Below are 25610 nucleotides of genomic sequence, written 5' to 3' on the forward strand. Positions count from 1 at the left end.
TCAGGAACTTTTAAGCAGATTCCTGCATGAACCCTTACAACGTAACACGCTTCGGTTTAAGCGCGCTTGCTCTTGCCTTTTCGTTAAGTGCCTGCCAAAAATCGGGTACGGCTGTCGATGATCCCGATGCGATGGCCTCGTTCGATCTGATTCAGCAGCGGATTTTAACGCCTTCCTGCGCTACGTCGGGTTGCCATGCTTCTGAAAAAGATGCTGATTTTCTTCAGCACGGTCTTGTATTAGCCGCTGGGGTAGCGTACCAAAACCTGGTTGAAGCTGAGCCTAAAAATAGTGCTGCCAAAGCGGATGGCCTGAAGCGGGTTAAGCCCTTTGCTTCTCTGGAGAGTTTGCTTTACCACAAATTGAGCGTTGCCCAAAACCACCATAGCGGAAAGCAGTACGGCAATCCGATGCCACTGGGTGGGAATCCGTTATCGGATGGGCAAGTCGAGTTTGTTCGGCGGTGGATTGAAGCGGGGGCACCTAAAACAGGTCGTGTCGCGGATGCGAAATTGCTGGATGACAAAACGACTACATCGACTCCGTTTGAGCCGCTACCCGCCCCGGCCGCGGGGGCTGGGTTTCAGATGAACATTGCCGCGTTTGACATTCCGCCCAAGTTCGAGCGCGAGCTGTTTACGCGTAAACTGGTAGGCAATACGCAGGACCTGTACGTTAACCGGTATGAGATAAACATGCGGAGTGGAAGCCATCACTTTGTGGCCTACGATTTTCGAAATAAAAATCTTTTGCCTGGATTGAATGATGTCCGTGATCTGCGTAATGCAGATAATTCGTTGAATTTGCTGACAGCGCTAAGCATGTCGAACCACGTGTATCTGGCGGGCTCGCAGGCACAATACCAGGACTATACGTTTCCGGAAGGGGCGGCTTTGCTGATACCAGCGGGTGCTTCGCTGGATCTCAATTCACACTACGTTAATAAGACTGATGCGGTGATGAAAGGCGAGGCTCAAATCAACCTGTATTCGGTCGATAAGTCCAAAGTGACTATACTGGTGCAAACGCTCGATCTAAGCAATACGGATCTTGATATTCCGGCCAATAAGCGGGTAACGCTCACGAAAACGTTCACGGTCAGTAAACCACGTAAGATTCTGACCCTGACGTCGCACATGCATAGGCTGGGTGAGAAATTTGTTATTAAGATCAAAGGGGGAGCCCGGGATGGCGAAACAATCTACACGTCCACGGACTGGGCTCATCCCGATATTGTTACGTTTAAAACGCCGATCGAATTAAAAAAAGGCGAAGGACTTACTTCAGAAATTACATATAATAACACCACAAATAAGCCAGTAAACTTTGGTTTGACCAGCGAAGATGAGATGGGAATCATCTTTGGCTATTACTACGAGGACTAAAAAATATCCTGATTCCAGCCATAAACGCCAAGAGCCGACCTAAGTGGTCGGCTCTTGGCATATCAATCTATTGAATCGGATAATTCGAAATCTGAATTACCGAGCTACTTCTACGTTTACCCTGCGGCCTTTAATGGTGTTGCCTTCCATTGCATCGAGAACCACGTTAGCCATATCTTTTGGCACGTCTACGTACGTAAACTTGTCGAAGATATCAATGCTACCGATGCTGCTGCCCGGAATATTCGCTTCACCGGCAATGGCACCAACGATGTCGCCAGGGCGGACAAAGTCCTTACGGCCAATCGTTACCATCAAACGGGTCATGTTGGCATCGCGTTCGCGCGGAGCACGCTCAAACTTACCCCGGTCGCTACGTTCACGATCCGGTCCGTCGCCACGTCCGAAGCGCGGACCCCGGTCGTTGCGGTCGCGATCCCCGAAACGTGAACCACGGTCGCTGTCGCCAAAGCGAGAACTGCCCCGGTCGTTGCGATCACGGTCGCCAAAGCGAGAGCCCCGACGGTCTTCGAAGCGGTCACCACCACGGCCCCGATCATTGCGGTCGCCGAAGCGGTCACCCCGCTCACGCCGACGGTCGTCTTCGAGACCCAGGTTCTGCTCAGCGAACTCGTTTTTCTCAAGACCCATGCTGCGTTTCACCAATGCGGCTACAATCTGTTCGGTCGAGAAGCCAGCGTGGTGTAACTGGTTCAGCATGTCTTCGTACAGGTTAAGGTCCTGACTGTCCTGAATCGTCTGCTGAATCTGCTCGATGAAGCGGGCTTTCCGAACGCCTACGATGTCTTCGAACGACGGAATTACCCCTTTTTCAACCCGTACTTTCGTATACGACTGAATTTCGCGGAAGCGGTATTTCTCATCCCGGCCCACCATGGAGAAGGCCCGGCCTGATTTACCCGCGCGGCCTGTCCGGCCGATGCGGTGTACGTAATATTCTTCGTCGAGCGGAATGTCGAAGTTGATCACCGCGTCGACATCGTCAACGTCGATACCACGGGCGGCTACGTCGGTTGCAACCAGAATGCTGGTTGTACCCGCGCGGAACTTGCTCATTACGTTGTTCCGCTGTGCCTGACGCAGATCGCCGTGCAAACCTTCGGCCTGGTAGCCCCGGATTTGGAGGTCTTCGACAATCTCATCGACCTTCCGTTTCGTGTTACAGAAAACGAGCAGCAGTTTAAGGTCATACATGTCGATCAGACGGCACATTACCTCAACTTTCGCCTTCGGCTTCACTTCAAAATATACCTGCTCAATGTTGGTGTTAGTCAGTTCTTTCTTTACCACCTTCACCAACACAGGGTCTTTCTGGAACTTCTGCGTGATCTGCATGATCGGCTTCGACATCGTAGCCGAGAACAGTATCGTTTGCCGCTCTTCGGGCATCTCATCCAGAATGCTTTCGATATCTTCGCGGAAGCCCATATCCAGCATTTCGTCGGCTTCGTCAAGAATCATCATCTTCACGTTGGCCAGCTTCAGCGTGTTACGTTCCATGTGGTCCATAACCCGGCCTGGCGTACCAATAACGATATGCACACCGCTTTTCAACGAGCGAATCTGCCGGTCAATCGAATCGCCACCGTAGATGGCTTCAATACGGATACCGCGCTTATACTTCGCTAATTTCTTGATCTCATCCGCTACCTGAAGCGCTAATTCACGCGTCGGGCAAAGGACAAGCGTTTGCACCGAGCGGTCCTGCACGTCGATTAGCTCGAGTGCCGGAATACCGAATGCGGCTGTCTTACCGGTACCGGTCTGAGCCTGACCAATTACGTCACGGCCAGCCAGAATCGGGGGGATCGCTTCAGCCTGGATGGGTGAAGGGCTAACAAACCCCATATCAGTAACCGCCTGCAACAGCTCGTCGGAGATGTCGAGGTTGGAGAACAAAAGTTGGTTTGGATCAGCGGCCTTTGGTGCGTCAGCGGGAGTTGCTGCTTCAAGGCTGGTATTCTCTACATCAACGGGGTTATTGCCATCATTGGCGTTATCCGTTGCAACTTGATTTACGTCCAGAACATTGTCCTGTTCGTCAGTGTTTGTGTTGTTCGTTTTCATTACTTGGAAAAATGATAAATAAACCATCCAAGCGAAGACGAGAATGTGCCTGTGAACGGCGCGATACTGCAGGAATTGCCCAACCAACGATTGCCCAAACGACCCAACAAGGACCACCAAACCACTTTGGTGACCCGGCCCAACCTACTAAAGGTGACAAGACAATATACCGAAATGTCGGTATGACCGATTGATGATTAGCCCACGCGCTATTGCTCTATACAAGAGCGTCCACACAGAAAACCCATCTGTACATCCGTACTGGCTCTGTTAGACCTAACTCAGCGTGTAAAAGGAGAGAAACAGAGATACGACGGATGTCGCTTGTAAAATTCTGGTACAAAAGTACGCATAAGCTTGTAAATATGCAAGTAGGGCTTAATTAAAATTGCATTTATTTTAGAAAACGCATCTGACCTGCCAAACCCTGGGCTATTCAGCCTATCCGTGATTAAAGGCCCTTTTTAGGCAAACCTATGGGAGTGGCTTCGTGTTATTTGGGAGTGCTACGTTAACTTGAGTTATGAATTCTTCCGTTGGAAAATACATTATTCTGGCCGGTCTGGTTTTAGTGCTTGTTGGCGCAGTCGTATATTTTTTAGGAGACAAACTGAACTGGCTGGGGAGGCTGCCGGGCGATATACGTATTGAAGGCAAAGACGGGGGCGGGTTTTACTTCCCAATCGTTACGTGCATTGTTGTCAGTATTCTGCTGAACGTTATTATCGTTCTGATCCGTCGTTTTTTCGGGTCGTAGCGTTACGACTGGGCTTCGTCGATTCGGCGCTATAAGTCAGCTTATTCAGGTAGAATACCTCGCGCTGATTCGTATAATTTTTAGACGGAGCAATTTTCTGAAAGCCACAGGCCAGAAAATGCCGATCGTACCACGCCAGTAAGTTATCCTGCGCCGAGAAGGTCACTTTTTCATCCTCCGCGCTGGTCTGTAATTTGAACTTTTCCGTCTCTTTGAGGACTTTGCTGCCTTGGATGACTTCGGTGGTGATTTCGCCATCGTTGGGGTAAGCTAACACCATGTGATCACCCTGCTGGGAGATTTGTACCATCTCGGCTAATTCAGGGCTGAGCAGTTCTTTAATGGGTAGGCAGTTGTCCCACAGCAGCGTACCGGTTTTATCGAAGCCGCAAACAAAGGCGTGGGTGTAATGAAATCCTTCGTAGCGGTCGGCCCCGCGTAAATAGCCTCCGTAAGCAAGGGTGCTGCCCCGATACTGCGGGTAATATACTTCGGCCACCAATACCAGACCTTCGGGGGTGGGCTGAAGATCGTGCACCAGAAGTCGGTAATGAAACTTATAATCCTTGCCTTCTTCTTTTTTCTTCTGCGCTTTAGCCAGCAGCTTCTGCTGCCGATGGGGCTTCATGTAATTAAAGAAGTTTTTGAGCTGCGAGAACTCGATATACTGAATGTTGTTGACTGCTTCGGCCGAAGCATCCGCCGATTCGCCGTGCCGGATGCGCGTTACGTAGATACCCTGCGAATAGGGCGTGCAGTCGGTGGAGTAATTCCCAACCAGCAACGATTCATGCTCGTTGACCGGCAGAAGCTTCCCCGAAATCAGGCTGTTCCTGGCCCCGTCGAAATCAATGGTACGGATGAGCTTGTTGTCGTAGTTATACGTTCTGACCAGGAACTTGCAGTGACGTTTCAGGGAATGAACCAGGACGTTTATTTCCTGACGACTTTCGTCAATTTCCAGGCTGCTTAATTCCATGCGGTTGACGTACATACCAGGCAGAACTTTCGCGGAACCATCAAAGAACGAGTATGCCATGACTACGGGCCGCGAGTGATGGTAGCCACCCACAAACGCCCGGTTGCCCATCACCTTAAATTGCTGAATCGAAAACTGGTCGAGCAGACGCCCCTCAAACGTTTCAATGACCCCATCGTCCAGGTGCAGCCGTAGGAATTGATATTTATCCGTATCGTATTCACGGAACAGGTGGTATACGTACTGATCGTTTTCGTACGACAACAAAGGCCGGTAGCGAATATCCTGCTTGTACTCAACGCGCCAGAGCGATTTCAGATTTGTATCAAATTTCTGGAATGTATACTCAGCGGGCGAATTGTCATAAAATCCACCGGTTCGAATCGTGACAAGAACTCCGTGTTCGTTGAGGGGCGTTACGTCAAAGGCTTCGGCTTCGTTGGGGTCTGATGGAATTTCGATACGTAACGAGTGTTCCAGTTGGGCCAGAGCGGGGCCTAACGTAACGAATAAAAGCACCAGACCAAGTATGTGACGAATTCGAAGCATATAGCCAAATTTACGAATTACGCGTCAGGATTTATCAATACGTTACCGTACCGAATCGATTTCACTACGTATTCAGCAAAAATCATACGATTAGACGGTACTACGTTACTTGTCTTGCCACCGTTTTTTCAGGAAGTCTTTCATAAACACGTTGATGTCCCACTGACTGGCAACGGGCTGATTCGTGTACGGGATGGTCGGCAGATAACCGGGAGCCGGGCCAAACTCACAGGTAACGGTTAGGGTAGGGGCGTTCGCTTTTTGCAGACGCTCCCGAATGGCATCCCACCACTTGGCATGCGTTTCCAACGCGTCTTTCCATTCCGGAGCACGTGGATCACTGACCTGTGGCGCTTCAGGCTGACCGACGCGACAGTGAATGTGGTCACTGACGGCAATGGCCCGGTTGACGTTGTCGGATTGATCGGCGAGATACGATTCGGCTACGTTGACCCAGTGCGAATAATCGGCCGTGAGTCGCAACTCAGGTAGTTTGAGCAGGTAATACTGAATGGCGGGGGCACTATATGAAAAGCGGCCCCGGTGCGTTTCGTGGAGAATCCGAATGCCGGTTTGCTTCTGAACATCCAGCGCGGTTTGAATCAGTTCGGCGTTCTGCTCGAACGTAAAGTAGTCGTGGCCGGTATGCGCGTTGATGAACGAGGGTTTGTGGGAAGCAATGTCCAGCAGGTCGTCGCGGTATTTCTGTTTGTGCTCGGCGAAGTTACTGCCCTCGCCGAATGCCATCAGGACTACGTCTAAACCGTTGTCGCGCATAACCTGAACGGCTTCCTTGCGTTTGCCTGGTCCGGCGGAGATTTCCATGCCGTCGTAACCCGCGGCTTTGACCCGTTTGGCAGCTTCGGGATACGACAAGCTTTCCATTCCCCACATTGGGCAGAAGAATAATGTTTTCAAGGAATTTAAGGGTTGGTTTGGTTAATCAAAGATGCTGCAAAAAGTGATAGGTAAAAAGGGTAGAGCACTTCAGGAAATCCATAGCATAAAATAGCTAACGACGTTCCAGACGTTTTGCCCTTTTTCGAGTAGAACCACGTAACCTGCCCCCGCAAGACCATCACTTACTTCAGAAAAGTAGCATAAGGCTTTGCCCCCATCTATTGAGTAGACGACCTTAGAAAAGCTGATGATACTGTCGAAATTTTGGTAGTCTTTTCGCAATCCATAATAGCCTTGTTTTGGGGCGTTTTTGCCGAAATAAACCTTATTCATCTCGGTCGTCCAGATGGCTACTTCCCGGCACCGTGGTTTAAGGCGATTACTAATGCTGTATTGCGTAAATTGACTGGGGCTAACGGACTGAATAAAAGATCTCCAGGCAGTCTGGTCTAGCAAGCTATCGGTTTGTGATTTAGGCCGTATTTGCCTTTCTGGTTTCTTGAAGTCGAAGTTAAAACCATATTGACTAATCGTGTCTGTTGTATTCTTTAGGAGCAGTAATCCGCCACGCCGATGTTTGGCTTGTTCACTTATGCAATCGCTGAACGAATTAATGATGGTTCTATAAACAGCATAATCTGTCTCTGGTAGCTCCGGAAAGTTAACCTGGGAAAACGCGGGAGAGAATGAGAATACACCAATAGTGATCAAGAGTAGAACCGTGCGCATGTCATAAACTGTTTTCTATGTGGGGGGATAGTAGCAATATTTCCATAATATCCCCAACTTTGCTAACCGAAAATAAATAATTCGGTTGGTCGGGTTTCCATCGAATTATTTCTTGAACGAATCCAAAATTAGCCCTAATTATGAGCGAAGTAGCCACTCGTTTTGCCCCCGGCGTTGTAACCGGCGAAGGCGTCACCGAAATTTTCCGCCACGCCAACGAAAATGATTATGCCCTGCCTGCCGTCAATGTTGTCGGTACGGACTCTGTGAATGCCGTGTTGGAAACGGCTAAAGCCGTTAACTCGCCCGTAATCATTCAGTTCTCAAATGGTGGTGGTATTTTCTACGCTGGAAAATCGCTGCCGAACGACAAGCAGCAGGCGGCCATTGCCGGGTCGATTTCGGGTGCACTGCACGTTCATCATGTAGCCGAATTGTATGGCGTACCGGTTATTTTGCATACCGACCACTGCGCTAAGAAACTGCTGCCCTGGATAGATGGTTTGCTGGCCGCTGGCGAAAAGCATTTCGATCAAACCGGTAAGCCCCTGTACTCATCGCACATGCTCGACCTATCGGAAGAGCCGCTCGAAGAAAATATCGAAATCTGTGCGAAATACTTCGAGCGCATGGCCAAAATCGGCATGACGCTGGAAATTGAATTGGGCGTTACTGGTGGCGAAGAAGATGGTGTAGATAACACTGACGTTGACGATTCTAAGTTATACACCCAGCCTTCGGAAGTTGCTTATGCGTATGAAGAGCTGAGCAAGATCTCGCCGAACTTCACCATTGCGGCTGCGTTCGGTAACGTACACGGCGTTTACAAGCCTGGAAACGTGAAGCTGTCGCCGATCATTCTGAATAACTCGCAGAACTACATTCAGGAGAAATTTGGCACCGGACCACTGCCCGTGAATTTTGTGTTCCACGGCGGGTCGGGCTCAAGCCGCGACGAAATCCGGGAAGCGATCCGCTACGGTGCGGTGAAGATGAACCTCGACACCGATATGCAGTGGGCTATGTGGGAAGGTGTTCTGAACTATTACAAAGCGAAAGAAGGTTACCTGCAATCGCAGCTGGGCAACCCCGAAGGTGCCGATTCGCCGAACAAAAAATATTACGATCCACGCGTGTGGCTGCGTAAAGGTGAAGAGAGCATGGTGCAACGGTTGAAAGTAGCGTTCGAAGATTTGAACTGCATCAACCGGTTGGCTTAATCAATTCAATCACGGAGCAAGCTTGATTTATAGGAGTGCCGGGTACTAACCCGGCACTTTTTTATTGGCGATTCGGAAGCAAGATCAACAGATTTCAGACTATTAATGCGTAACTTTTAGAAGCGTTTCCCTTTGAATGTAAAGGATTCCGGAAAAAATTGACTTTTCTCTTAGCTCAGTAAGCAAATCAGGTAAATGCACTGAGGTATAACTACTTAACTGACTCAGCCGAGTTATGAATTTAATACGATCTGCGTTACGTAAGCCAATTACTATTCTTGTTTTAGTAGCCAGCTTGTTCTTTTTTGGTATTGGTGCCGTCCGAACTATCAAGATTGACATTTTCCCGAATCTTAACTTACCGGTTATCTATATTTCTCAGCCATTTGGTGGGTATACCCCAAACCAGATGGAGTCGTTTTTCGGGAAGCAGTACGTGAACCTATTGCTTTACGTATCGGGCGTAAAGAGTATTGAAACCAAAAATATTCAGGGCATCACCCTACTGAAACTGTCGTTCTACGAAGGTACGAACATGGCCCAGGCGGCCGCCGAGGTATCGGCCTATGCGAACCGGGCTCAGTCTTCGTTTCCGCCTGGTTCGCAGCCGCCGTTCATTCTACGCTTCGATGCGTCGACCTTACCGGTTGGGCAGTTGGTGTTGAGCAGCCCGATACGTACCAACAACGAGCTGCAGGACCTAGCGAACGTGTATATACGCTCCGGCTTTACGTCGATTCCTGGTCTGGTGTCACCGGCTCCGTTTGGCGGCAACTCCCGGTCTATTGTCATCAAGGTCGACCCGGATCTGATGCGGTCGCACAACCTGACACCTGACCAATTGGTGGCTGCATTACGTATCAACAACCAGGCGACGCCCGCCGGAAACGTGCGGATTGGTGACCTGAACTACTTTACACCGGCCAACACAACCGTCGAGAACATCAAAGATTTCGGCAACATTCCGCTCTATACGGGCAGTGTTCAGAATCTGTACCTGAAAGACGTAGCGTCGATTGAAGATGGGGCCGACATTACGCAGGGTTACGTTCTGGTGAACGGAAAACGGTCGGTATACCTGCCGATTACCAAGTCCGCCGACGCGTCAACCTGGGAGGTCGTACAAAATTTGAAAGCCGCTTTGCCGCGCTTCCAGGCGCTTTTGCCAGAGGACGTAAAGCTGACGTACACCTTCGACCAATCGGTATACGTAATCAACGCCGTAAAAAGTCTGATGACTGAGGGTGCCATTGGCGCTATCCTGACCGGATTAATGGTTCTTTTGTTTCTGGGCGACTGGCGGGGTGCATTAATCGTTATTATCACCATTCCGACCTGTATCATCTCGGGCGTTTTGTTCCTGTCCTTGTTTGGCCAGACGATCAATATTATGACCCTAAGCGGTCTGTCACTCGCGATTGGTATTCTGGTCGATGAGTCGACCGTAACGATTGAGAATATTCACCAGCATCTGGATATGGGCAAACCCAAAGCCTTAGCCATTTGGGACGCCTGTAAGGAAATTGCCTTTTCGAAACTGCTGATTCTGTTCTGTATTCTGGCCGTGTTTGCACCGGCTTTTACCATGAATGGGATTCCAGGGGCCTTGTTCCTACCGTTGGCATTAGCGATCGGCTTTTCGATGATTACGTCGTACCTGATGGCGCAGACGCTCGTTCCCGTGCTGGCGAACTGGATGATGAAAGGGCATCACGCCGTCAGCAATGGAAAAGCGGCTACGCATGAGCCTCTGAACGGAAATCTGATCAAAGCCAATGGCAACGGAGCTACTGCCAAAAACGGAAAGGGCGTGACCAACGACGTGCTGCATCAGAAGCAAGTGCTGGCGCATGAGCTTGATCTAAACCACGATGGTAAAATCAGTTATTTCGAGCGGGTTCGGGCGCGTTTTGTCCGGTTTATCAACCGGACAATTCCGTATCGGCGACCCATTGTCCTGGTGTACGTCATTGGTTCGTTAGCTGTGGCTTTCCTGCTGATTACGTCGATCGGTCGGGACGTATTGCCAAAAGTGAACGGCGAGCAGTTTCAGGTACGTTTACGGAACCCCGATGGGACCCGGCTCGAAAAAACCGAAGCGACCATGCTCAAGACCATTGATGTACTCAACAAACTCGTTGGCAAAGAAAATATTGAGATTACGTCGGCCATGGTTGGGATGCACGGCGCTCAGTTCTCGACGAGTCCAATTTACCTGTTTATGGCCGGACCGCAGGAAGGCGTTTTGCAGGTGAGTATGAAAGAAGGCTACGACGTTGATCTGGACGAGCTGAAAGATCGGTTTAGAGCCAGCATGAAACAGGCGTTGCCCAATGTTAAGCTCTCCTTCGAACCGATTGAATTAACCGATAAAATCCTCAGCCAGGGTTCACCGACGCCGATTGAAGTGAAGCTGTCAGGAAAAAACAAGAAGCAGAATGAAGAATATGCCAATAAGGTAATTGCCAAACTGCAGCAGATTCCGTATCTGCGGGATGTACAAATCGGTCAGTCGACAAAGTACCCTACCATTAACGTAGCGATTGACCGGACGCGGGCGGCTCAGCTAGGAACGGATATATCAGCCATTTCGCGTTCGCTGATTGCGGCTACGTCGTCGTCACGTTATACGGAGAAGAGTGTTTGGATTGATCCGAAATCGAGCCAGAGCTATAGCGTACAGGTGCAAATTCCCGAGAATCACATGACCAGCATCAACGACCTGGGCGAGATTCCGGTGCTGTCGAACGCAAACCGGCCGGTCTTGAGTGACGTAGCCACCCTGCAAAAAGGAACGACCTACGGCGAAAATGATAACGTGGGCGCTATTCCGGTGCTATCGGTAACGGCGAATCTGAACGATATGGATTTAGGAACGGCGGCCCGTGACGTGCAGAAAGCCATTGATTCGCTGGGTGAACTACCGCGTGGATTAACCGTAAAAATGCAGGGTTTAACCCAGGTCTTGATCGATACGCTGGACAGTCTGCAAACGGGTTTGTTGACGGCTATTGTGGTGATCTTCCTGATGCTGGCGGCAAACTTCCAGTCATTTAAAGTATCGTTGGTGGTTCTATGTACCGTACCGGCCGTGTTGGTTGGCTCGCTGGTTTTACTGATGCTGACCGGCTCTACGCTAAACCTGCAATCGTACATGGGCATGATCATGTCGGTCGGTGTATCAATTTCCAATGCGGTTTTGATGGTTACAAATGCCGAAGAGTTACGAATGCGGCATGGCAACGCCTTACTGGCGGCTAAAGAAGCGGCTTCGGTACGTATGCGGCCAATTATCATGACGAGCGTAGCCATGGTCGTAGGAATGATTCCGATGGCTTCGGGGCTGGGCGAAGGCGGTTCGCAGGCGGCTCCGCTGGGCCGGGCCGTAATTGGTGGTCTGGTGGCTTCAACCTTTGCCGCCCTGTTTATTCTGCCATTGGTATTTGCCTGGGTACAGGGTAAAGCCACCACCGAATCTGTATCGCTTGACCCTGAAGACAAAGAAAGTAAATACTATATTCCAGTACCGTATGAATCGGTTAATCCATAAATCAGTGTACAGTCTGCTTACCGCCGTTGGGGGCTTCCTGCTTATCAGTTCGCTAACCAGTTGCCACTCTTCCGAAGGGAAAGAAGAGGCCGCTAAAGCATCTGAGGCCGAAGCGCCTGCTGCTACAGAAGTCATACAATTACAGCGTGGTAAACTGGCGTCTTCACTGAAAGTACCCGGCGAGTTAGTTGCTTTCCGCGATGTCGATATTTACGCGAAGGTCAGCGGCTTCATTAAAACGATGTACGTAGACGTAGGCTCCGAAGTAAAACAGGGGCAACTGCTAGCGGTGGCCGAAGCTCCTGAACTGAGTGCGCAGTTGTCCTCGGCCCAATCGAAGCTGAAAGCGCAGGAGGCACTTTCGATTGCGAGTAAAGCGAACTATGATCGGGTGCTGGAAGCGAGTAAATTTTCGGGGGCCGTTTCTAAAAATGATGTCGACCAGGCGCTTGCTAAACGCAACGCTGATTTAGCGCAGCTAGAGGCTGCAAAGTCGGCTTATCGGGAAGTGTCCGATCTGAAGAAATACCTCGAGATCCGGGCACCTTTCAGCGGTATCATTAGCGCACGTAATGCAAGTACGGGTGCTTATATCGGGCCATCCGGCAAAGGGTCCGAGTTTCCGCTATTTGTGTTGACGGAGCAAAAAAAGCTGCGCTTGGTGATCTCTGTACCGGAAGCCTACACAGGTTATGTCGACATGAATAATCAGATTAGCTTTACCGTTAAGGCATTTCCTGAGAAAAAATTTACGGGGCAAGTGAAACGTCAGGCGGGTGCCCTGGACAAACGATTACGTTCGGAACGGGTAGAGGTAGACGTACTCAACAACGATCGGAAGCTGCTGCCCGGCATGGTGGCTGAGGTAAATGTTCCGCTGCCAACCAAAAGCAATACGTTGATAGTGCCCAAATCAGCTGTCGTGAATTCGACAACCGGGGTCTTTGTAATTAAGGTTACGAACGGTAAGGCGGAGTGGGTGCCGATCAAAAAAGGGCTGGAAGCTGACGAAAAAGTAGAAATATTTGGCGAGCTAAACGAAGGCGACCCCATCATCGCATCGGCCAACGAAGAAATCCGGGATGGCTCACCCGTTACGACAAAGAAATAGCGGACCGTTTCGAGTCCGCTTACGTAGGGTTTAAAATAGGCGAGCCGACTTTTATAAGGGTTGGCTCGCCTATTTTGTATCAATCATTTATGGCCTGATAGACCAAAGGTTTGAACGCTTTGTCTGTGTTGGAAACATAGGGTCCCCACATTTGCCGATATATTAAGACTAGCATATCTTCTTTGGGGTCGACCCAATAAGAGGTCGAAAACACACCTCCCCAGGAATACGTACCTACCTGACTAGGGGTAAACTTGCTGCCATTTTCGGAAATGACCAAAAAGCCAAATCCGAATGCATTATCACGGGCATGGTCGCCGACATTAGGGTTGAGGTCGCCAATTTGGTTCATGGTCATCAACCGTACTGTATTCCGGGCGAGCAGGCGTACACCCTTATATTCGCCACCATTTAGCAACATCTGCAGGAAAATCGCGTAATCATAAACGGTGGATGACATGCCGCCACCCCCCGAAAAATAATCGGTCTTCTGGAGTGGATAATTCATGTCGAGTGCTCCGCCAAAAACGGATGTTTGCTTTTGTATCGTTCCGGTAGAATCGCCCTGAAAAAAGTTGACCAACCGGGAGCCTTTTTCGGGAGGAACATTGAAATAGGTGTCTTTCATGCCTAGTGGCTGACAGATCCGCTTCTGAAAAAAGTCTTCCAGAGACGTACCCGACCACAGCTCAATCAGGTAGCCCAACACATCCATACTCAGCCCATATCTCCATTGTTCACCGGGCTGAAAGAAGAGCGGTAAGCTACCCAGACGGTTCATCGCATCGGCAAGTTTCTGACCGTTCACGCCCACCCCTCCGGTCATGTTGTTTTTGGCATAAATGGCATTTTCGGCTGGGCTACCAATCGACGGATACCCCAAACCAGACGTGTGCGTAAGCAAATCGCGGATGGTGACAGGTCGTTTAGCCGGAATGGTCGTGTATGTGGTATCCTTTGGGTTGAAGCTAGCCAATACCTTTTGATTGACGAAGGACGGAATGAATTTAGATATCGGATCGTCCAGCGAAAACTTTCCTTCTTCCCAGAGCATCATTATAGCCACACAGGTAAGCGCTTTGGTTTGCGAAGCGACCCGAAAGATGCCGGTTTTGTCGAGTGGCGTTTTCCTGGTCAGATCATTATATCCATGTGCTTTGTAAAACACGATTTTACCGTGACGGGCTATCAGGACTACCGAACCATTCACCCATTTCTGGTCAACCCAGTGCTGCATACCGGCATCCAGACGGGCGAGTCGAGCTGCGGAAAACCCACCGGCTGCGGGTGGTGCTTCCATCAAAACGGTTGGTTGAGCCTGAGTTGTGTTCTGGTACGTAATCGTTGTAAGTAAGATGGATAGGACAAGTACGTAACGGTTCATGATAGGCAGGGTAAGGATTTTAAGAAAGGGTACAGAAACTGGATTGAACACTCAGCTTGTCGACGACAGATCAGCCGCTAATTTTTTGGCCGAGATTAGAAACAAGGCCACTGATCCCAGACTAACAAGAATGATGATCGACATGGCCCAGCGTAGCGATTCAACTCCTAGCGACGGAGCCAACCCATCGCTGATCATTCCGACAACCAACGGGCCAAAGCCTAAGCCAATGAGATTCAGGACAAAAAACAATATAGCGGAGGTGAGCGAACGCATTGACGCCGGAACGAGGCTATGCGATACGGCTACCGAAGGGCCCAAATACGTACTTTGAAGCGACGCAGTTAACCCCAGGCAGATTATAGCAACCGTTGTATTTTGTAGAAAAAGAGCACCTGCGGCACAAGGAATAGAGGCTATAATCGCATAAGCCGGAATGTTCAGGTACTGCTGTTTATTGGTTTTGCCAAAATGATCGGTCAGAAGCCCACCTGCGAATGAACCTGCTGCCCCGCCAAGGCCGAAAATTGGCCCAAGTAAAGCTCCTATTTCTGAATTTTTCAAGCCGTGAAGCCGCATCAGAAAGGAGGGAGCCCAGTTGTTAAGACCGTAAATACAAAAGACGTGCAGCCCTGTGGCCAACGCCAGGTAAACAAAGGTTTTGGTTGCATATAACCGGTTCAGCACCTCACGTATCGAAGGCAACTCGATAGCCAACGTTCTATCTGTGTCAGTGGCTCCGCGCTGAGGCTCCTTCACGGTCAGGTACACCAGCACCGAAAAAACAACACCCGGTATGCCCACAGTATAAAAGGCAGTTCGCCAGCCAAGATGCTGGTTCAAATAACCGCCCATCAGAAACCCCACTAATATCCCGAAGTAGATACCTGTTGAATAAATAGAGAGTGCAGTCGAACGCTTTTCGGGAGGGAAGTAGTCGGATAGCATGGCATGGGCGGGAGGGCTTCCGCCTGCCTCACCAATACCCACGCCAATGCGGGCCAGTAATAACTGGCTAAAGTTTCTGACCAGACCCGAACAGGCCGTCATTATACTCCATAAGGCAAGTGATACGGCTACGGTGTTTCTACGGTTCGTTTTATCGGCAAAACGGGCAATCGGAATACCCAGAGTAACGTAAAATACAGCAAACGTAAATCCAGAGAGTAAGCCCAATTGGGTATCGGACAACTGCAGATCCTGCTTTATAGATTCCTGGAGAATAACAAGGAGTTGCCGATCAACAAAGTTAAATACGTAGACCAGCGTCAGCATGACCAGCACATAATTCCGATATAGGCTGCTAACTGACTCGTTCCGGATAGCTTCCCTGGTTTGCATGAAAGAAGAGGTGAAATGTAGTGGGCAACCAGAAAAGTCACTGAAAACCAATACTTACTGTTGCCTGATTTTGCCCAATGGGAATGGCAACTATTGACTATTCAAATACCATTTATTTGAACGTGAGTTACGAATAAAAATGCTGACGGTTCTTTTACATTACTTCACATACCCCAGCTTCCGTGGAATTGTATAAATTTCGGTTTGGCGTCCGTCGATGTAGCGGAAGGTCTGCCCGTCGAAAAAACCGTCTTCTTCCAGCATGATACGAATGGTTTTCTTCCAGGTGGGCAGCTCAACAGCGGCATTCAGCTCGATGGAGTAAGCCGTGTTGGCGAGCAGCGGATAGTCGCCGGAACCGGGAACGCCTTTCTGCTGATCCCAGAGGCCGATGGTTGGGCCAGCTGCGTGGCCATGCACACCGATTGGGTGCGAATAAATGGTGCCGCTAATGCCTTCTTTCTTAGCCTGGTCCAAAGCGGCCAGCAGCATCTGATTACCAGTCTTCCCAGCTTTAAATTGCTCCGTTAAAATATCCTGCAAGCGATTTCCTTGCTTGAACGCGGCTTTAATAGCGTCGGGAACATCCGTTTCGCCGGGCTTCAGCACATAAGCATGCTGTTGCTGGTCGGTATTCAGGCGCAGATACGTAATGCCAAAATCCACATGCAGCAGATCGCCCGGCATGATCACCTGCTTGTCGGGGCGTTTCGAGAACGTACGCAAGTGGTTGAAATCGGTATCATCTGCCCGCTGAACATCGACCGTCGGGTGAAACCAGGTGTCTAAGCCGAGGCTGGTAATTCGCTGGCGAAACCACCACACTACGTCGTCCGTAGTTGTAACGCCGGGCTGGATGACATTCTCCGAAAAACCCTCCTGAATGATCTGATGCGACAGCCGACAAATCATCGGATAAATGGCCATCTCTTTCGCGGTACGTGTTTCCAGCCAGCCTACCGCCACTTTCTCGGCGGAGACGATACGTTTCTGATATTCGGCGGGTAGTTTCGTCAGAAATTCTTCATGTTCCGTAAACGACAAGCCGTCGGCATGGCCGTAATTAGCCGAACTGTTTAGGCCAATCTTTTTGGGTTTACGGTCTTCAATGATCTTAGCCAGTGCTTCCCACTGATTCGGCCGGACGTCGATATCCCAGGCACCTTTCAGGAGGTTACCAACGTCGTAACGGGCAATGGCCAGTTTTTCAATGGCATCCGCTCCCTGCTTCCCTGTATCATAAAACACCATGATGGTTCGTCGGCGGGCCGACAGCCAGGTTGAGGGCAGCATCGTGCGCAGAACGGGGTCTTCGTTGTATTCGCGGGAAATGATGATCCACATATCCAACCCTTCCCGGCGCATAAGCTGAGGGAGAAGGTTCGTGAATCGGTCTTCCAGAATCTCATCAATGACTCTTGCCCGTTCGCGTTCGGGGAGGATGGTAGTAGGCTGGGCGAACGAGACAGTAAAGGCAAACAGGCTAAGTAGCAGAGAGTAAAATAGTTTGGTCATCGGCAGTTTTAGTGGTTACGGAGCAAGATACGTAAAGCCGTTAAACATTTTTAACGTAAGTGGCAGGCAACGCTTTCCTAAATGCGTGCATCTTGCAGGGGAATGGCTATCTGAGTCGTTACTGCATAAAATCAAAAACCTAATAATGATATACCGATGTCTATTCGTTAGTATACTACATTCGGGTGATAAAGACATTCTGATCGGTTCATGAAGACTCTTCTACTAGCGCTGTTGACTATTGGTTACGTTTCATTGGCTCATGCGCAGTCGACAACTACGGGCCTGCGCGGCAGCGTCAAGAATGCGCAGGGGGAAGCGTTACCATACGCAGCGATCATTGTAAAGGGCACTTCAACTGGGACCATTACCAATGCCGAAGGGCGATATGAAGTCGCTTTAGCGCCAGGTAAGTATACGATCGTGTTCCAGTATCTGGGGTTCCAAACGATTCAGAAACCGGTTGAGATTGCCAGTGGCTATGCGACGCTCGACGCGACTTTAGAGGAACAAGCGTACCGATTAGCCGAAGTTCAGGCGAAAGCGGGGAACGAAGATCCAGCCTATACGATCATGCGCCGGGCCATTGCCAAAAGTCGCTTTCACCAGCTACAGGTGCAGCGCTTTAAAGCCAGAGTATACACCAAGTCGTCGTTTACCGTGCTCGACTTGCCGAACCTGGCGGAGATGGCGTTCCGGAAGCAATTGAAGGAAGCCGAAAAAGAAGCGAACTTCAAAGTGGGGGTGCCAATCCTGAACGAAACCGTGTCGGAAGTTACGTTCACGCAGCCGAATACGTATCGGCAGCGCGTGATCGCGAACCGGAATTCTCAGGGTGACTTTTTAAGCCCAAGTCAGTTCTACAACGCGAGTTTCTATAACCCCACCATCGCCGGAGCTGTATCTCCGCTTTCGCCCAAAGCGTTTGCCTATTACAAGTTTGAATACAAAGGCACGTACCGCGAGCCGGGACCCGACGGCAATCCGGTCGAGGTCAGTAAGATTCAGGTGATTCCCCGGCAGTATGGCGAAGGGGTGTTTCGCGGGACTATTTTCATTATTGAAAATACCTGGGCGATTCATAGTTTGCAGTTAGAGACCATTACCAGCATTGGTGTGTCGTTTACGGTCCGGCACGTGTGCAGCCCTGTAAAAGGGGTGTGGATGCCGACGAATCAGCGCTACAACGGTACCGGATCGTATCTGGGCGTAAAGGCAACCGGACAGTACGTTCGCAGCTTGACGTTTAGTGAATTTGTCGTTAATCCCGCTTTCGTTGAAGAGATCGAAGTGGTGGATGAGAAGAAGGCACCACCTACCCAAACGTTAAGCAAAGGCGATATCAAGGGCAAGCAGTTCGACGAGTTGGTAAAGAAACAGAAAGAGTTTTCGACCAAAAACCTGCGTCAACTGGTCAAGGAATACGAAAAACAGGAGAAGCAAGCCCGTAAGAACCGTAAAGAAGACGTAACGGTTGTACGCGACGACTCCCTGGTCGTCGATTCGCTGGCTCGAAAACGATCGAATGTTTTCTGGGATTCGCTACGTTCGGTACCGTTGACAACGGCCGAAATCAAGAGCTATCGAAAGGCCGATAGTCTGGGTCTGGTTCGAGAAATCAAAGCTCCAGGCCGTGCTGATAGTACCAAGCGCGACAGTACACAACGTAAGAAATCGCCCAAATTTTCGGTGGGTCAGTTGCTAAGTGGCAATACGTGGCGGTTGAGCAAACGCAGTTCATTGATTTATACCAGTCCGTTGATGCGCCTGGAGTATAATACCATAGAGGGCTATTCGGCCGAAGGTGGCCTGAATCTCCGGTATCGTGCGCGTGTCGACTCTGTCAATCGATTTACGCGGATTTTGCTGGGCGAATGGAACGTTGGCGGGAATGCCCGTTATCAGTTCGGGCGAAAGCAGTTTGTGGGCTATGGACTGGCGAGTTATCAATACAAAAACACCAAGATTAGCCTGTCGGGTGGACGTTATCTATACCAATACAATCCCGACAACCCGATCAGCCCGTTTCTGAACACTTTCACAACGCTGCTGTTTGAGCAGAATTTTGCGAAGCTCTACCAGAAGGACTTTGTCAACCTGACCATTAATGCGACACCATTTAAGCAACGGCTGACTTTAACAGGTAGCCTGGATTACGCGCAACGTACTGAACTGGCCAATTTCAGGGAAGACATCAAACCCTGGATCAATTGGCGAAATCGTACTTTCACGCCTAATCGACCCGATAATGAAGAAATCGCGACAACTGCTTTTCCAACGCATCAGGCAGTTGTCTTAAACCTGACTGCATCGGCTAAGCTAGGAGCAACGCAATACGTGATACGCAACGGTCGACGGATCGCCCGACGCGATAACGATAGCCCCTTGCTCAGCCTGAACTACCGGAAAGGAATGGGCGATGTGGATTATGATTTCGTGCAGGCTACAATCAGTCATTCCTTCGAAACAGGGATTCGCAGCCGGTTAAACTATCAGCTCAGCGCCGGTGCGTTTGTGAATGACCGGAAACTGTACTTCCCCGACTTCAAACATTTTGCGGGGAATCAGTTCTTTTTCCAGCAAGGCGACGTAGTATCGACGTATCGCTTGTTGCCGTATTATCAATACAGCACGGGAAAGCGGTTTGCCGAAGCTCACGTGCTAGCTGAGTTTCGTAAGTTTTTCATCACGCAGCTAACACTGGTCCGGCTCGTTGGCTTGAAAGAGAACCTATTCGTGCATTACCTCTATACACCCGCTTCCAAAAACTATACTGAAATAGGGTATGGTCTGGATGGGCTCGTTCCGCAGGTATTGCCGTTCTTCCGGGTCGAGGTGATTTCGCAGTGGCAGGATGCGCAGTACAAAGGGCTGGGCTTCCGAATTGGTACCACACTTAAGTTCGGACGGTAAGGTATCTCAGTAAAAACAAGAGGTTTCATTGATTGTACTCACAAAACCTCTTATTTTCTTACAGTGATAATTACACGCTGATACCGGGTGAGCGATGGAGTCCCGTTGTCGGTCGCTTCCAGAATGAGATGAATTGTTTGGCCACCTTTGGCATCTTTGGGAATCAACACTTCCGTCCGCAGCGAGTCGGGATTGGCGATCACCACTTGATTCGAATAGCTGCCCGCCTGAAGTTGCCACCACCTGGTCGAAACGGCATGATTGTCCGGGTCGGAAACGGCCCCATTCAGACGTATCGTTTGGCCAGGAGTTACCAGGACCGTTAGCGGCCCTTCAATGCTGACGACAGGTTCGTGGTTGGCATCGGCATATTTGGCGGTTACCGACCATTTCATGCGGGCCGCAAAATCGCGCTGGGCCTGTGGAAAGAAATTCGGAAAGGCCAGCTCACCGGTATTTTTGCTTCGCTGGGTATTTAACGTGCTCAACGTAGTGGCCATGGCGTTGGCACTGGTATCCGAGGAAGTTGCAGCACCGAACGGAGAACTTGTCGTTGCTTCCTGCCTCTCCATAGCGCGGCCCCCCCAGCCCCCATACGTACCGACTTCATAAGCGCGCAGTCCATTGGCCAGCATGTTCATAAACGTATGGTTGTCGCCTTCACCCAGCCAGGAGCCTTTCGGCTGCACGGGCATCCACACCACGTAGCCCTTCTTCTTCAACTCCTCATTCGAAGTGCCCGAGAAACCAAAATAATCCAGCTTGTCGTCTTTGACCATCTGCTTGCCATCGCCCCATACCCGGTACAAGGCACCTAACGGCCCCCGATCCGATACGTTCTCTTTCATCCAGGAGGCCGTCAGATAAGGGGCATTCTCCGGTTTAGCGCTCAACTGCGCCCCGTAGCCATAGTTAGGGCCAGCTTTAAACTGTCGGTACTCAATATTAGGCCAGTTCGGCTGGATGTATGCAGCATAGGCGTCATCCTGATCGCCGGAAGGCAGCAGGACGACTTTGCGGGATATTTTTTGTTTAATCGTTTCCCATTGGGTAGTGTATTCATACTGCTCCTGAATCGATTTAAGGGCCCGGGCAATTGTGCTATGTCCGCCCCAGGCGGTAATGAAAAGCGGTCCGGGCTTATCATCCAGGATCAGCGCTTTTATCAGGTCTGAGCCCGGCGAGTCTTTACTAATGTCGCCATCAAACTCAATGTTGCCATAGCGAATTCTTGCTTTGAGTTGGGCGGGAGCGGGATACCGGGGGTTATGTATTTTCAAGTTCGGATACACGGTTGCATACGCGTCGACGATATCGTGAATGAAGCGTTCGTCTTTAGCCCACCGCCACGACTCGCAGGGGCACAGATTCAATCCAAAACGGGTGTATTCTCTGCCGGGCACAAACCACTTGGTACCCTTGCCATCGCCTTTCCAGTGAAACTGGCTGCTGGCATAGATGAAGCCTTCAATGTCTAAGTCGCTGCTGTAGAGTAGAAAGCGGATCAGCGAGTTATTGTCGTCAAGCTCCGGGTCAGCCGTAACTATAATGCGGGGACGTACCGGTTGAGCAGCAGGCTGCGCATCTGTTTGCGTAGCGAAAAGGCTTGAACAAATGAAGCCAATAGCAACAGCTTTCAGTAAGCCGCGTGAGTAAAATTTCATAGATGGGAAGTACAGGGGTTAGGACTCTTATCGGCTACCAATGTACTAAATCGCTGTAACGTTTCGACCAGTTAGATAATCCACTAAGCAGAAAACGGCTAACGTATTACGTCAAAAAATAGTCTGACATATCACCTGTCTACTCAGGAACGATGTCATACGTGATGGCTGCACTAACCTCAGGAGCTGAAGAAGCGCCAAACAAATCCGCTTACGTACCGTTCAGAAAGAATCCATTACGTCTGAAACCGACTGTTTCAGTTACAAATCATGCAACGTCGTCTGTTTTTGCAAACATCACTTACTGCGGTTGGCATGAGTCAGCTTACTCCTCTACTAGGTGCGGAAAATAATAGTCTGCCGGACCCGAAACCTGAAAAGCTGCCCCGGTGGCGGGGCTTTAATCTGCTCGAAAAATTCGTAGCCGGGAAGACTGGTCCGGAGCCGGAAGGACCGTATCAGGAACGCGACTTTGAATGGATAGCCGACTGGGGGTTCAACTTTGTGCGGTTGCCGATGTCGTACCACTGCTGGGCGACACCCGACCCAGCTCATTGGACTCAATTAAACGAACGGGTGTTAAAAGAGGTAGATGCAGCCGTTGAGTATGGGCGTCAGTATAAAATTCACGTAAACCTGAACCTACACCGTATTCCGGGCTATTGTGTTAATCCACCGGCCGAACCGCTGAACCTCTGGACCGACGAACGAGCCTTGGAAGCGGCTGTCTTTCACTGGAAACACTTGGCCGAACGCTACAAGGGACGCCCGAATAGTGAAGTATCGTTCGATTTAATCAATGAACCGAATACAGACGAATCGAGTTACGTTCGGGTCGTGAAAGCGTTGGTAGAAGGCATTCGATCAGTTGATCCCGACCGGTTGATCATTGCGGATGGATTGCAGTTCGGTAATCAGCCAGTTGGTAAGTTAGCCGATCTGAAGATAGCCCAGAGTACGCGCGGGTATCTACCCATGAATGTAAGTCATTACAAAGCTTCATGGGTGCCGATGTTGCAGGAGACACCGCCACCGAGCTGGCCGACTACCTGGATGAATGTAAACTGGAATGCAAACTTTCTGCGTAAAGCAGCCATAGAGCCCTGGCAGAAGCTGCAGAAGCAGGGCGTGGGCGTACACGTAGGGGAATGGGGCTGCTTCAACAAAACACCGCACGACATTACCCTGCGCTGGATGGAAGATCAACTTAAACTCTGGAAAGAGGCTGGCTGGGGATGGGCACTGTGGAATTTCCGCGGAGCGTTTGGCATCCTCGACAGCGACCGCGACGACGTTACGTATGAAACTCATCAGGGTATGAAACTAGATGCTGAAATGCTGGCGCTGTTACGTAAGTATTAACCTAACTGTGTACGCTCAGAGACAGGCGAGAGCCGATAAACAGCTTATTCAGACTACAGACAATCATCATCACGCGATGGTCTGATCAGACAGTATGCAAAATATTAAAGATTTATTCGACGTATTTCCGCAGGCCGGTAGGGTGGAGTGGATTGGTATTCGTCCCGAACGAGCAACAGCGGTTCAGGTGTTGCCATCCGCAGAAGTTTCGACTAAAAAGGGAGTTCTCGGTGACCATTACAGCGGGCAAAGCGGTAATCGGCACGTAACGCTGATCCAGGCCGAACATTTGCCGGTTGTTGCCGCGTTGATGAGACGAAATGCCCTCGATCCGGGTCTGCTCCGTCGTAATCTGGTCGTGTCGGGTATTAACCTGCTAGCCTTAAAAGATCAGCAAATTCAGATCGGTGATTCGGAACACGACCCGGTGGTTTTGCAGGTTACTGGACAATGCCACCCCTGCTCGAAGATGGAAACTACGCTTGGGCCGGGTGGCTATAATGCCATGCGGGGCCACGGTGGCATGACCGCTAAAGTGTTGAAGGGCGGAACCATACGGGTAGGGGATACGGTCACCGTTGTGCCGACGACTACTTCTGTTTAGTTTGCTCGGGGTCGGGTGAAATGCCACTGGGCCGGTTGAAACCGTAACGGAAGCGATTACGAAGCTGCTGAATGGTATTGATGAGGTCGTAATCCGATGAACGTAGCAAAAACTCATCGTTCAACTCACAGAAGTCAAAGAAGCGGTCGACATCAGCGCCTTTCAAGTCCGTTGCCTGATCGACCAGCAGTCGAAAACGTTCGAGGGCCAAGGCGTGTCGCCGGTCCTGCTGCATAATGTAGTACGCCTTCCGATCCGATTTGGGGCGTTTTCCGAACAGCTCGTATAGGAGCGTCACCCCGGCTCCATCTGCCACCCGGTCAAAGGCCTGCTCACCAGTTACTTTTTTAGATGCCGTTGGCTCATCAAGTATTTGCTGAATCTCTTTTTTGACTTCTTCATAACGTTTCGCTGTAACGGTCACTTCGGCCAGATCAACCACGCGATAGGGCATAGGTGGCAAGGCTTTGGCCACGATCGTTGGATTTTCCGAGCCGTCGTATTTTATACCTGTGCGGTTGTATAGCTGACTCGTTAAAATCAGCGAATCGCCCGGCTGGACGGTCATGAAGAAACGTCCGGAAGTATTCGTACGGGCCCGCTGGCGCGTCCGTTGGTTAATCACCGTAGCGCGGTCAACCCCTTGCTTGGTCGTCTGGTCGACAACTGTCCCGATCACATACTTGCCCTGCGCCCATGCGTCGCCCGACCAGCTTAGTAAGCCGAAAAGGCAAAGCAACAAACGGCAGCGGCTCAGGGGCATGATGGCAAGGGTTGAAGTTTACAAAATTAGGAATTAGGACAGAGCAGGTAGACGTTGATGCTGTTAAAAAACGTTAACCAGTCGTTGAACGCGTTCGAGGGTCATCTCCGAAAAATTCCGGATGGCATCGTCCACAAACGGAAGCAGTTCATCCGTAGTTTGCGTAGTTGCTACGCCCACCACGTAAGCTCCCGACGCTTTAGCCGCTTGAATGCCCGTCATGGAATCTTCGAAAATCACGCTTTCGCCTGGCTCCACGCCCAGTATAGCCATCGCTTTCTGGTAAATTTCCGGATCAGGCTTGGGGTGACTGACCATACTTTCGTTCAACAACGCATCGAAGTAAGGACGCAGATCCAGCGCATCAATCACAAACTCAAGGTTTTCAACCGGAGCCGAAGTAGCAACGGCCGTACGTATTCCAGCGGCTTTTAACGATTTCAGGAAGTCTACCAAACCTGGAACCGGCGTAATATCCGGTTGGTACAACTTTCGGAATAAGGCTTCCTTTTCGTGCGCTAAACGTAGTACGTCCTCTGGTGCCAGCGTCTCGTTGGCGAATAGGTGCGCCACGATGTCGTTGTTGTGCTTTCCAGAGACGTAATTCACAAAATCCTCGTCGCTGAGGGTTTTGCCGTTCCGTTGATAATACTCTCTCCAGGCGATACGGTGGTGCGGGTTCGTATCAACGATAACCCCGTCCATATCAAAAATTACTGCTTTCATTAGTTATAGTCATTCATTGTCATTGGTCATTTAGTCATTGATTGTACACAGATACTCTGCTGACAACCAA

The 25610-nt window shown here is 50.3% G+C and carries 18 protein-coding genes; 8 read left to right on the forward strand and 10 right to left on the reverse strand.

Going from position 1 to position 25610, the window contains the following annotated elements:
- Positions 1-26: 26 nt before the first annotated feature.
- Positions 27-1385 (forward strand): monooxygenase, encoded by a 1359-nt coding sequence (locus tag ACYVIY_RS03525; protein WP_460974887.1) that lies wholly within the window; start codon positions 27-29, stop codon positions 1383-1385.
- Between the two features lie 96 nt (positions 1386-1481).
- On the opposite strand, the gene ACYVIY_RS03530 is transcribed toward ACYVIY_RS03525, so the two are convergent.
- The gene (locus tag ACYVIY_RS03530) at positions 1482-3473 is read right to left on the reverse strand and encodes a DEAD/DEAH box helicase (RefSeq protein ID WP_460974888.1); all 1992 of its coding nucleotides are present in this window, start codon (positions 3471-3473) and stop codon (positions 1482-1484) included.
- A 523-nt stretch (positions 3474-3996) separates the two neighbouring features.
- Between ACYVIY_RS03530 and ACYVIY_RS03535 the strand changes: the two genes are divergently transcribed.
- The gene (locus tag ACYVIY_RS03535; RefSeq protein WP_460974889.1) at positions 3997-4230 is read left to right on the forward strand and encodes a DUF2905 domain-containing protein; all 234 of its coding nucleotides are present in this window, start codon (positions 3997-3999) and stop codon (positions 4228-4230) included.
- On the opposite strand, the gene ACYVIY_RS03540 is transcribed toward ACYVIY_RS03535, so the two are convergent.
- From ACYVIY_RS03540 to ACYVIY_RS03550, 3 genes are all read right to left on the reverse strand, one after another.
- The gene (locus tag ACYVIY_RS03540; RefSeq protein WP_460974891.1) at positions 4196-5758 is read right to left on the reverse strand and encodes a hypothetical protein; all 1563 of its coding nucleotides are present in this window, start codon (positions 5756-5758) and stop codon (positions 4196-4198) included. The genes ACYVIY_RS03535 and ACYVIY_RS03540 overlap by 35 nt on opposite strands.
- 105 nt (positions 5759-5863) lie before the next feature.
- Entirely contained in the window at positions 5864-6676 is an 813-nt protein-coding gene (locus ACYVIY_RS03545) for a sugar phosphate isomerase/epimerase family protein (RefSeq protein ID WP_460974892.1), read from the reverse strand.
- Positions 6677-6745: 69 nt separating this feature from the next.
- On the reverse strand, positions 6746-7387 hold the full coding sequence (locus ACYVIY_RS03550; protein WP_460974893.1) for a hypothetical protein: 642 nt from the start codon (positions 7385-7387) through the stop codon (positions 6746-6748).
- 140 nt (positions 7388-7527) lie between these two features.
- Between ACYVIY_RS03550 and fbaA the strand changes: the two genes are divergently transcribed.
- The 3 genes from fbaA to ACYVIY_RS03565 all read left to right on the forward strand — a co-directional run bounded on the left by fbaA (position 7528) and on the right by ACYVIY_RS03565 (position 13268).
- A complete protein-coding gene (fbaA, locus tag ACYVIY_RS03555; RefSeq protein WP_460974894.1) occupies positions 7528-8607 on the forward strand; it encodes a class II fructose-bisphosphate aldolase in 1080 nt (359 codons plus the stop codon).
- 235 nt (positions 8608-8842) lie between these two features.
- Entirely contained in the window at positions 8843-12157 is a 3315-nt protein-coding gene (locus tag ACYVIY_RS03560; protein ID WP_460974895.1) for an efflux RND transporter permease subunit, read from the forward strand.
- The gene (locus ACYVIY_RS03565) at positions 12138-13268 is read left to right on the forward strand and encodes an efflux RND transporter periplasmic adaptor subunit (protein WP_460974896.1); all 1131 of its coding nucleotides are present in this window, start codon (positions 12138-12140) and stop codon (positions 13266-13268) included. The genes ACYVIY_RS03560 and ACYVIY_RS03565 overlap by 20 nt, the downstream gene beginning before the upstream one ends.
- A gap of 79 nt (positions 13269-13347) precedes the next feature.
- Here the strand turns inward: ACYVIY_RS03565 and ACYVIY_RS03570 are convergent, their stop codons facing one another.
- The 3 genes from ACYVIY_RS03570 to ACYVIY_RS03580 all read right to left on the reverse strand — a co-directional run bounded on the left by ACYVIY_RS03570 (position 13348) and on the right by ACYVIY_RS03580 (position 17508).
- The gene (locus ACYVIY_RS03570) at positions 13348-14652 is read right to left on the reverse strand and encodes a serine hydrolase domain-containing protein (RefSeq protein WP_460974897.1); all 1305 of its coding nucleotides are present in this window, start codon (positions 14650-14652) and stop codon (positions 13348-13350) included.
- Positions 14653-14703: 51 nt separating this feature from the next.
- Complete coding sequence (locus ACYVIY_RS03575) at positions 14704-15993, reverse strand: spinster family MFS transporter (protein ID WP_460974898.1); 1290 nt, start codon at positions 15991-15993, stop codon at positions 14704-14706.
- 159 nt (positions 15994-16152) lie between these two features.
- Positions 16153-17508, reverse strand: a complete 1356-nt coding sequence (locus ACYVIY_RS03580) for a M24 family metallopeptidase (protein WP_460974899.1) — start codon at positions 17506-17508, stop codon at positions 16153-16155.
- Between the two features lie 210 nt (positions 17509-17718).
- Here ACYVIY_RS03580 and ACYVIY_RS03585 point away from each other — a divergent pair, with 210 nt between their 5' ends.
- Positions 17719-20421: a DUF5686 and carboxypeptidase regulatory-like domain-containing protein gene (locus ACYVIY_RS03585; RefSeq protein ID WP_460974900.1), complete on the forward strand. Its 2703-nt coding sequence runs from the start codon at positions 17719-17721 to the stop codon at positions 20419-20421.
- Between the two features lie 50 nt (positions 20422-20471).
- Here ACYVIY_RS03585 and ACYVIY_RS03590 read toward each other — a convergent pair whose 3' ends face one another.
- A complete protein-coding gene (locus tag ACYVIY_RS03590) occupies positions 20472-22085 on the reverse strand; it encodes a nucleoside hydrolase-like domain-containing protein (protein WP_460974901.1) in 1614 nt (537 codons plus the stop codon).
- Between the two features lie 270 nt (positions 22086-22355).
- On the opposite strand from ACYVIY_RS03590, the gene ACYVIY_RS03595 reads away from it, so the two are divergent.
- Both ACYVIY_RS03595 and ACYVIY_RS03600 read left to right on the forward strand, forming a co-directional pair.
- The gene (locus ACYVIY_RS03595) at positions 22356-23447 is read left to right on the forward strand and encodes a glycoside hydrolase family 5 protein (RefSeq protein WP_460974902.1); all 1092 of its coding nucleotides are present in this window, start codon (positions 22356-22358) and stop codon (positions 23445-23447) included.
- 94 nt (positions 23448-23541) lie between these two features.
- Positions 23542-24051 (forward strand): MOSC domain-containing protein, encoded by a 510-nt coding sequence (locus ACYVIY_RS03600; protein ID WP_460974903.1) that lies wholly within the window; start codon positions 23542-23544, stop codon positions 24049-24051.
- Here ACYVIY_RS03600 and ACYVIY_RS03605 read toward each other — a convergent pair.
- A complete protein-coding gene (locus ACYVIY_RS03605; RefSeq protein WP_460974904.1) occupies positions 24038-24814 on the reverse strand; it encodes a hypothetical protein in 777 nt (258 codons plus the stop codon). The genes ACYVIY_RS03600 and ACYVIY_RS03605 overlap by 14 nt on opposite strands.
- 63 nt (positions 24815-24877) lie before the next feature.
- Positions 24878-25540: an HAD family hydrolase gene (locus ACYVIY_RS03610; protein WP_460974905.1), complete on the reverse strand. Its 663-nt coding sequence runs from the start codon at positions 25538-25540 to the stop codon at positions 24878-24880.
- Positions 25541-25610: the final 70 nt, after the last annotated feature.

This window comes from Spirosoma knui, from assembly GCF_054780635.1.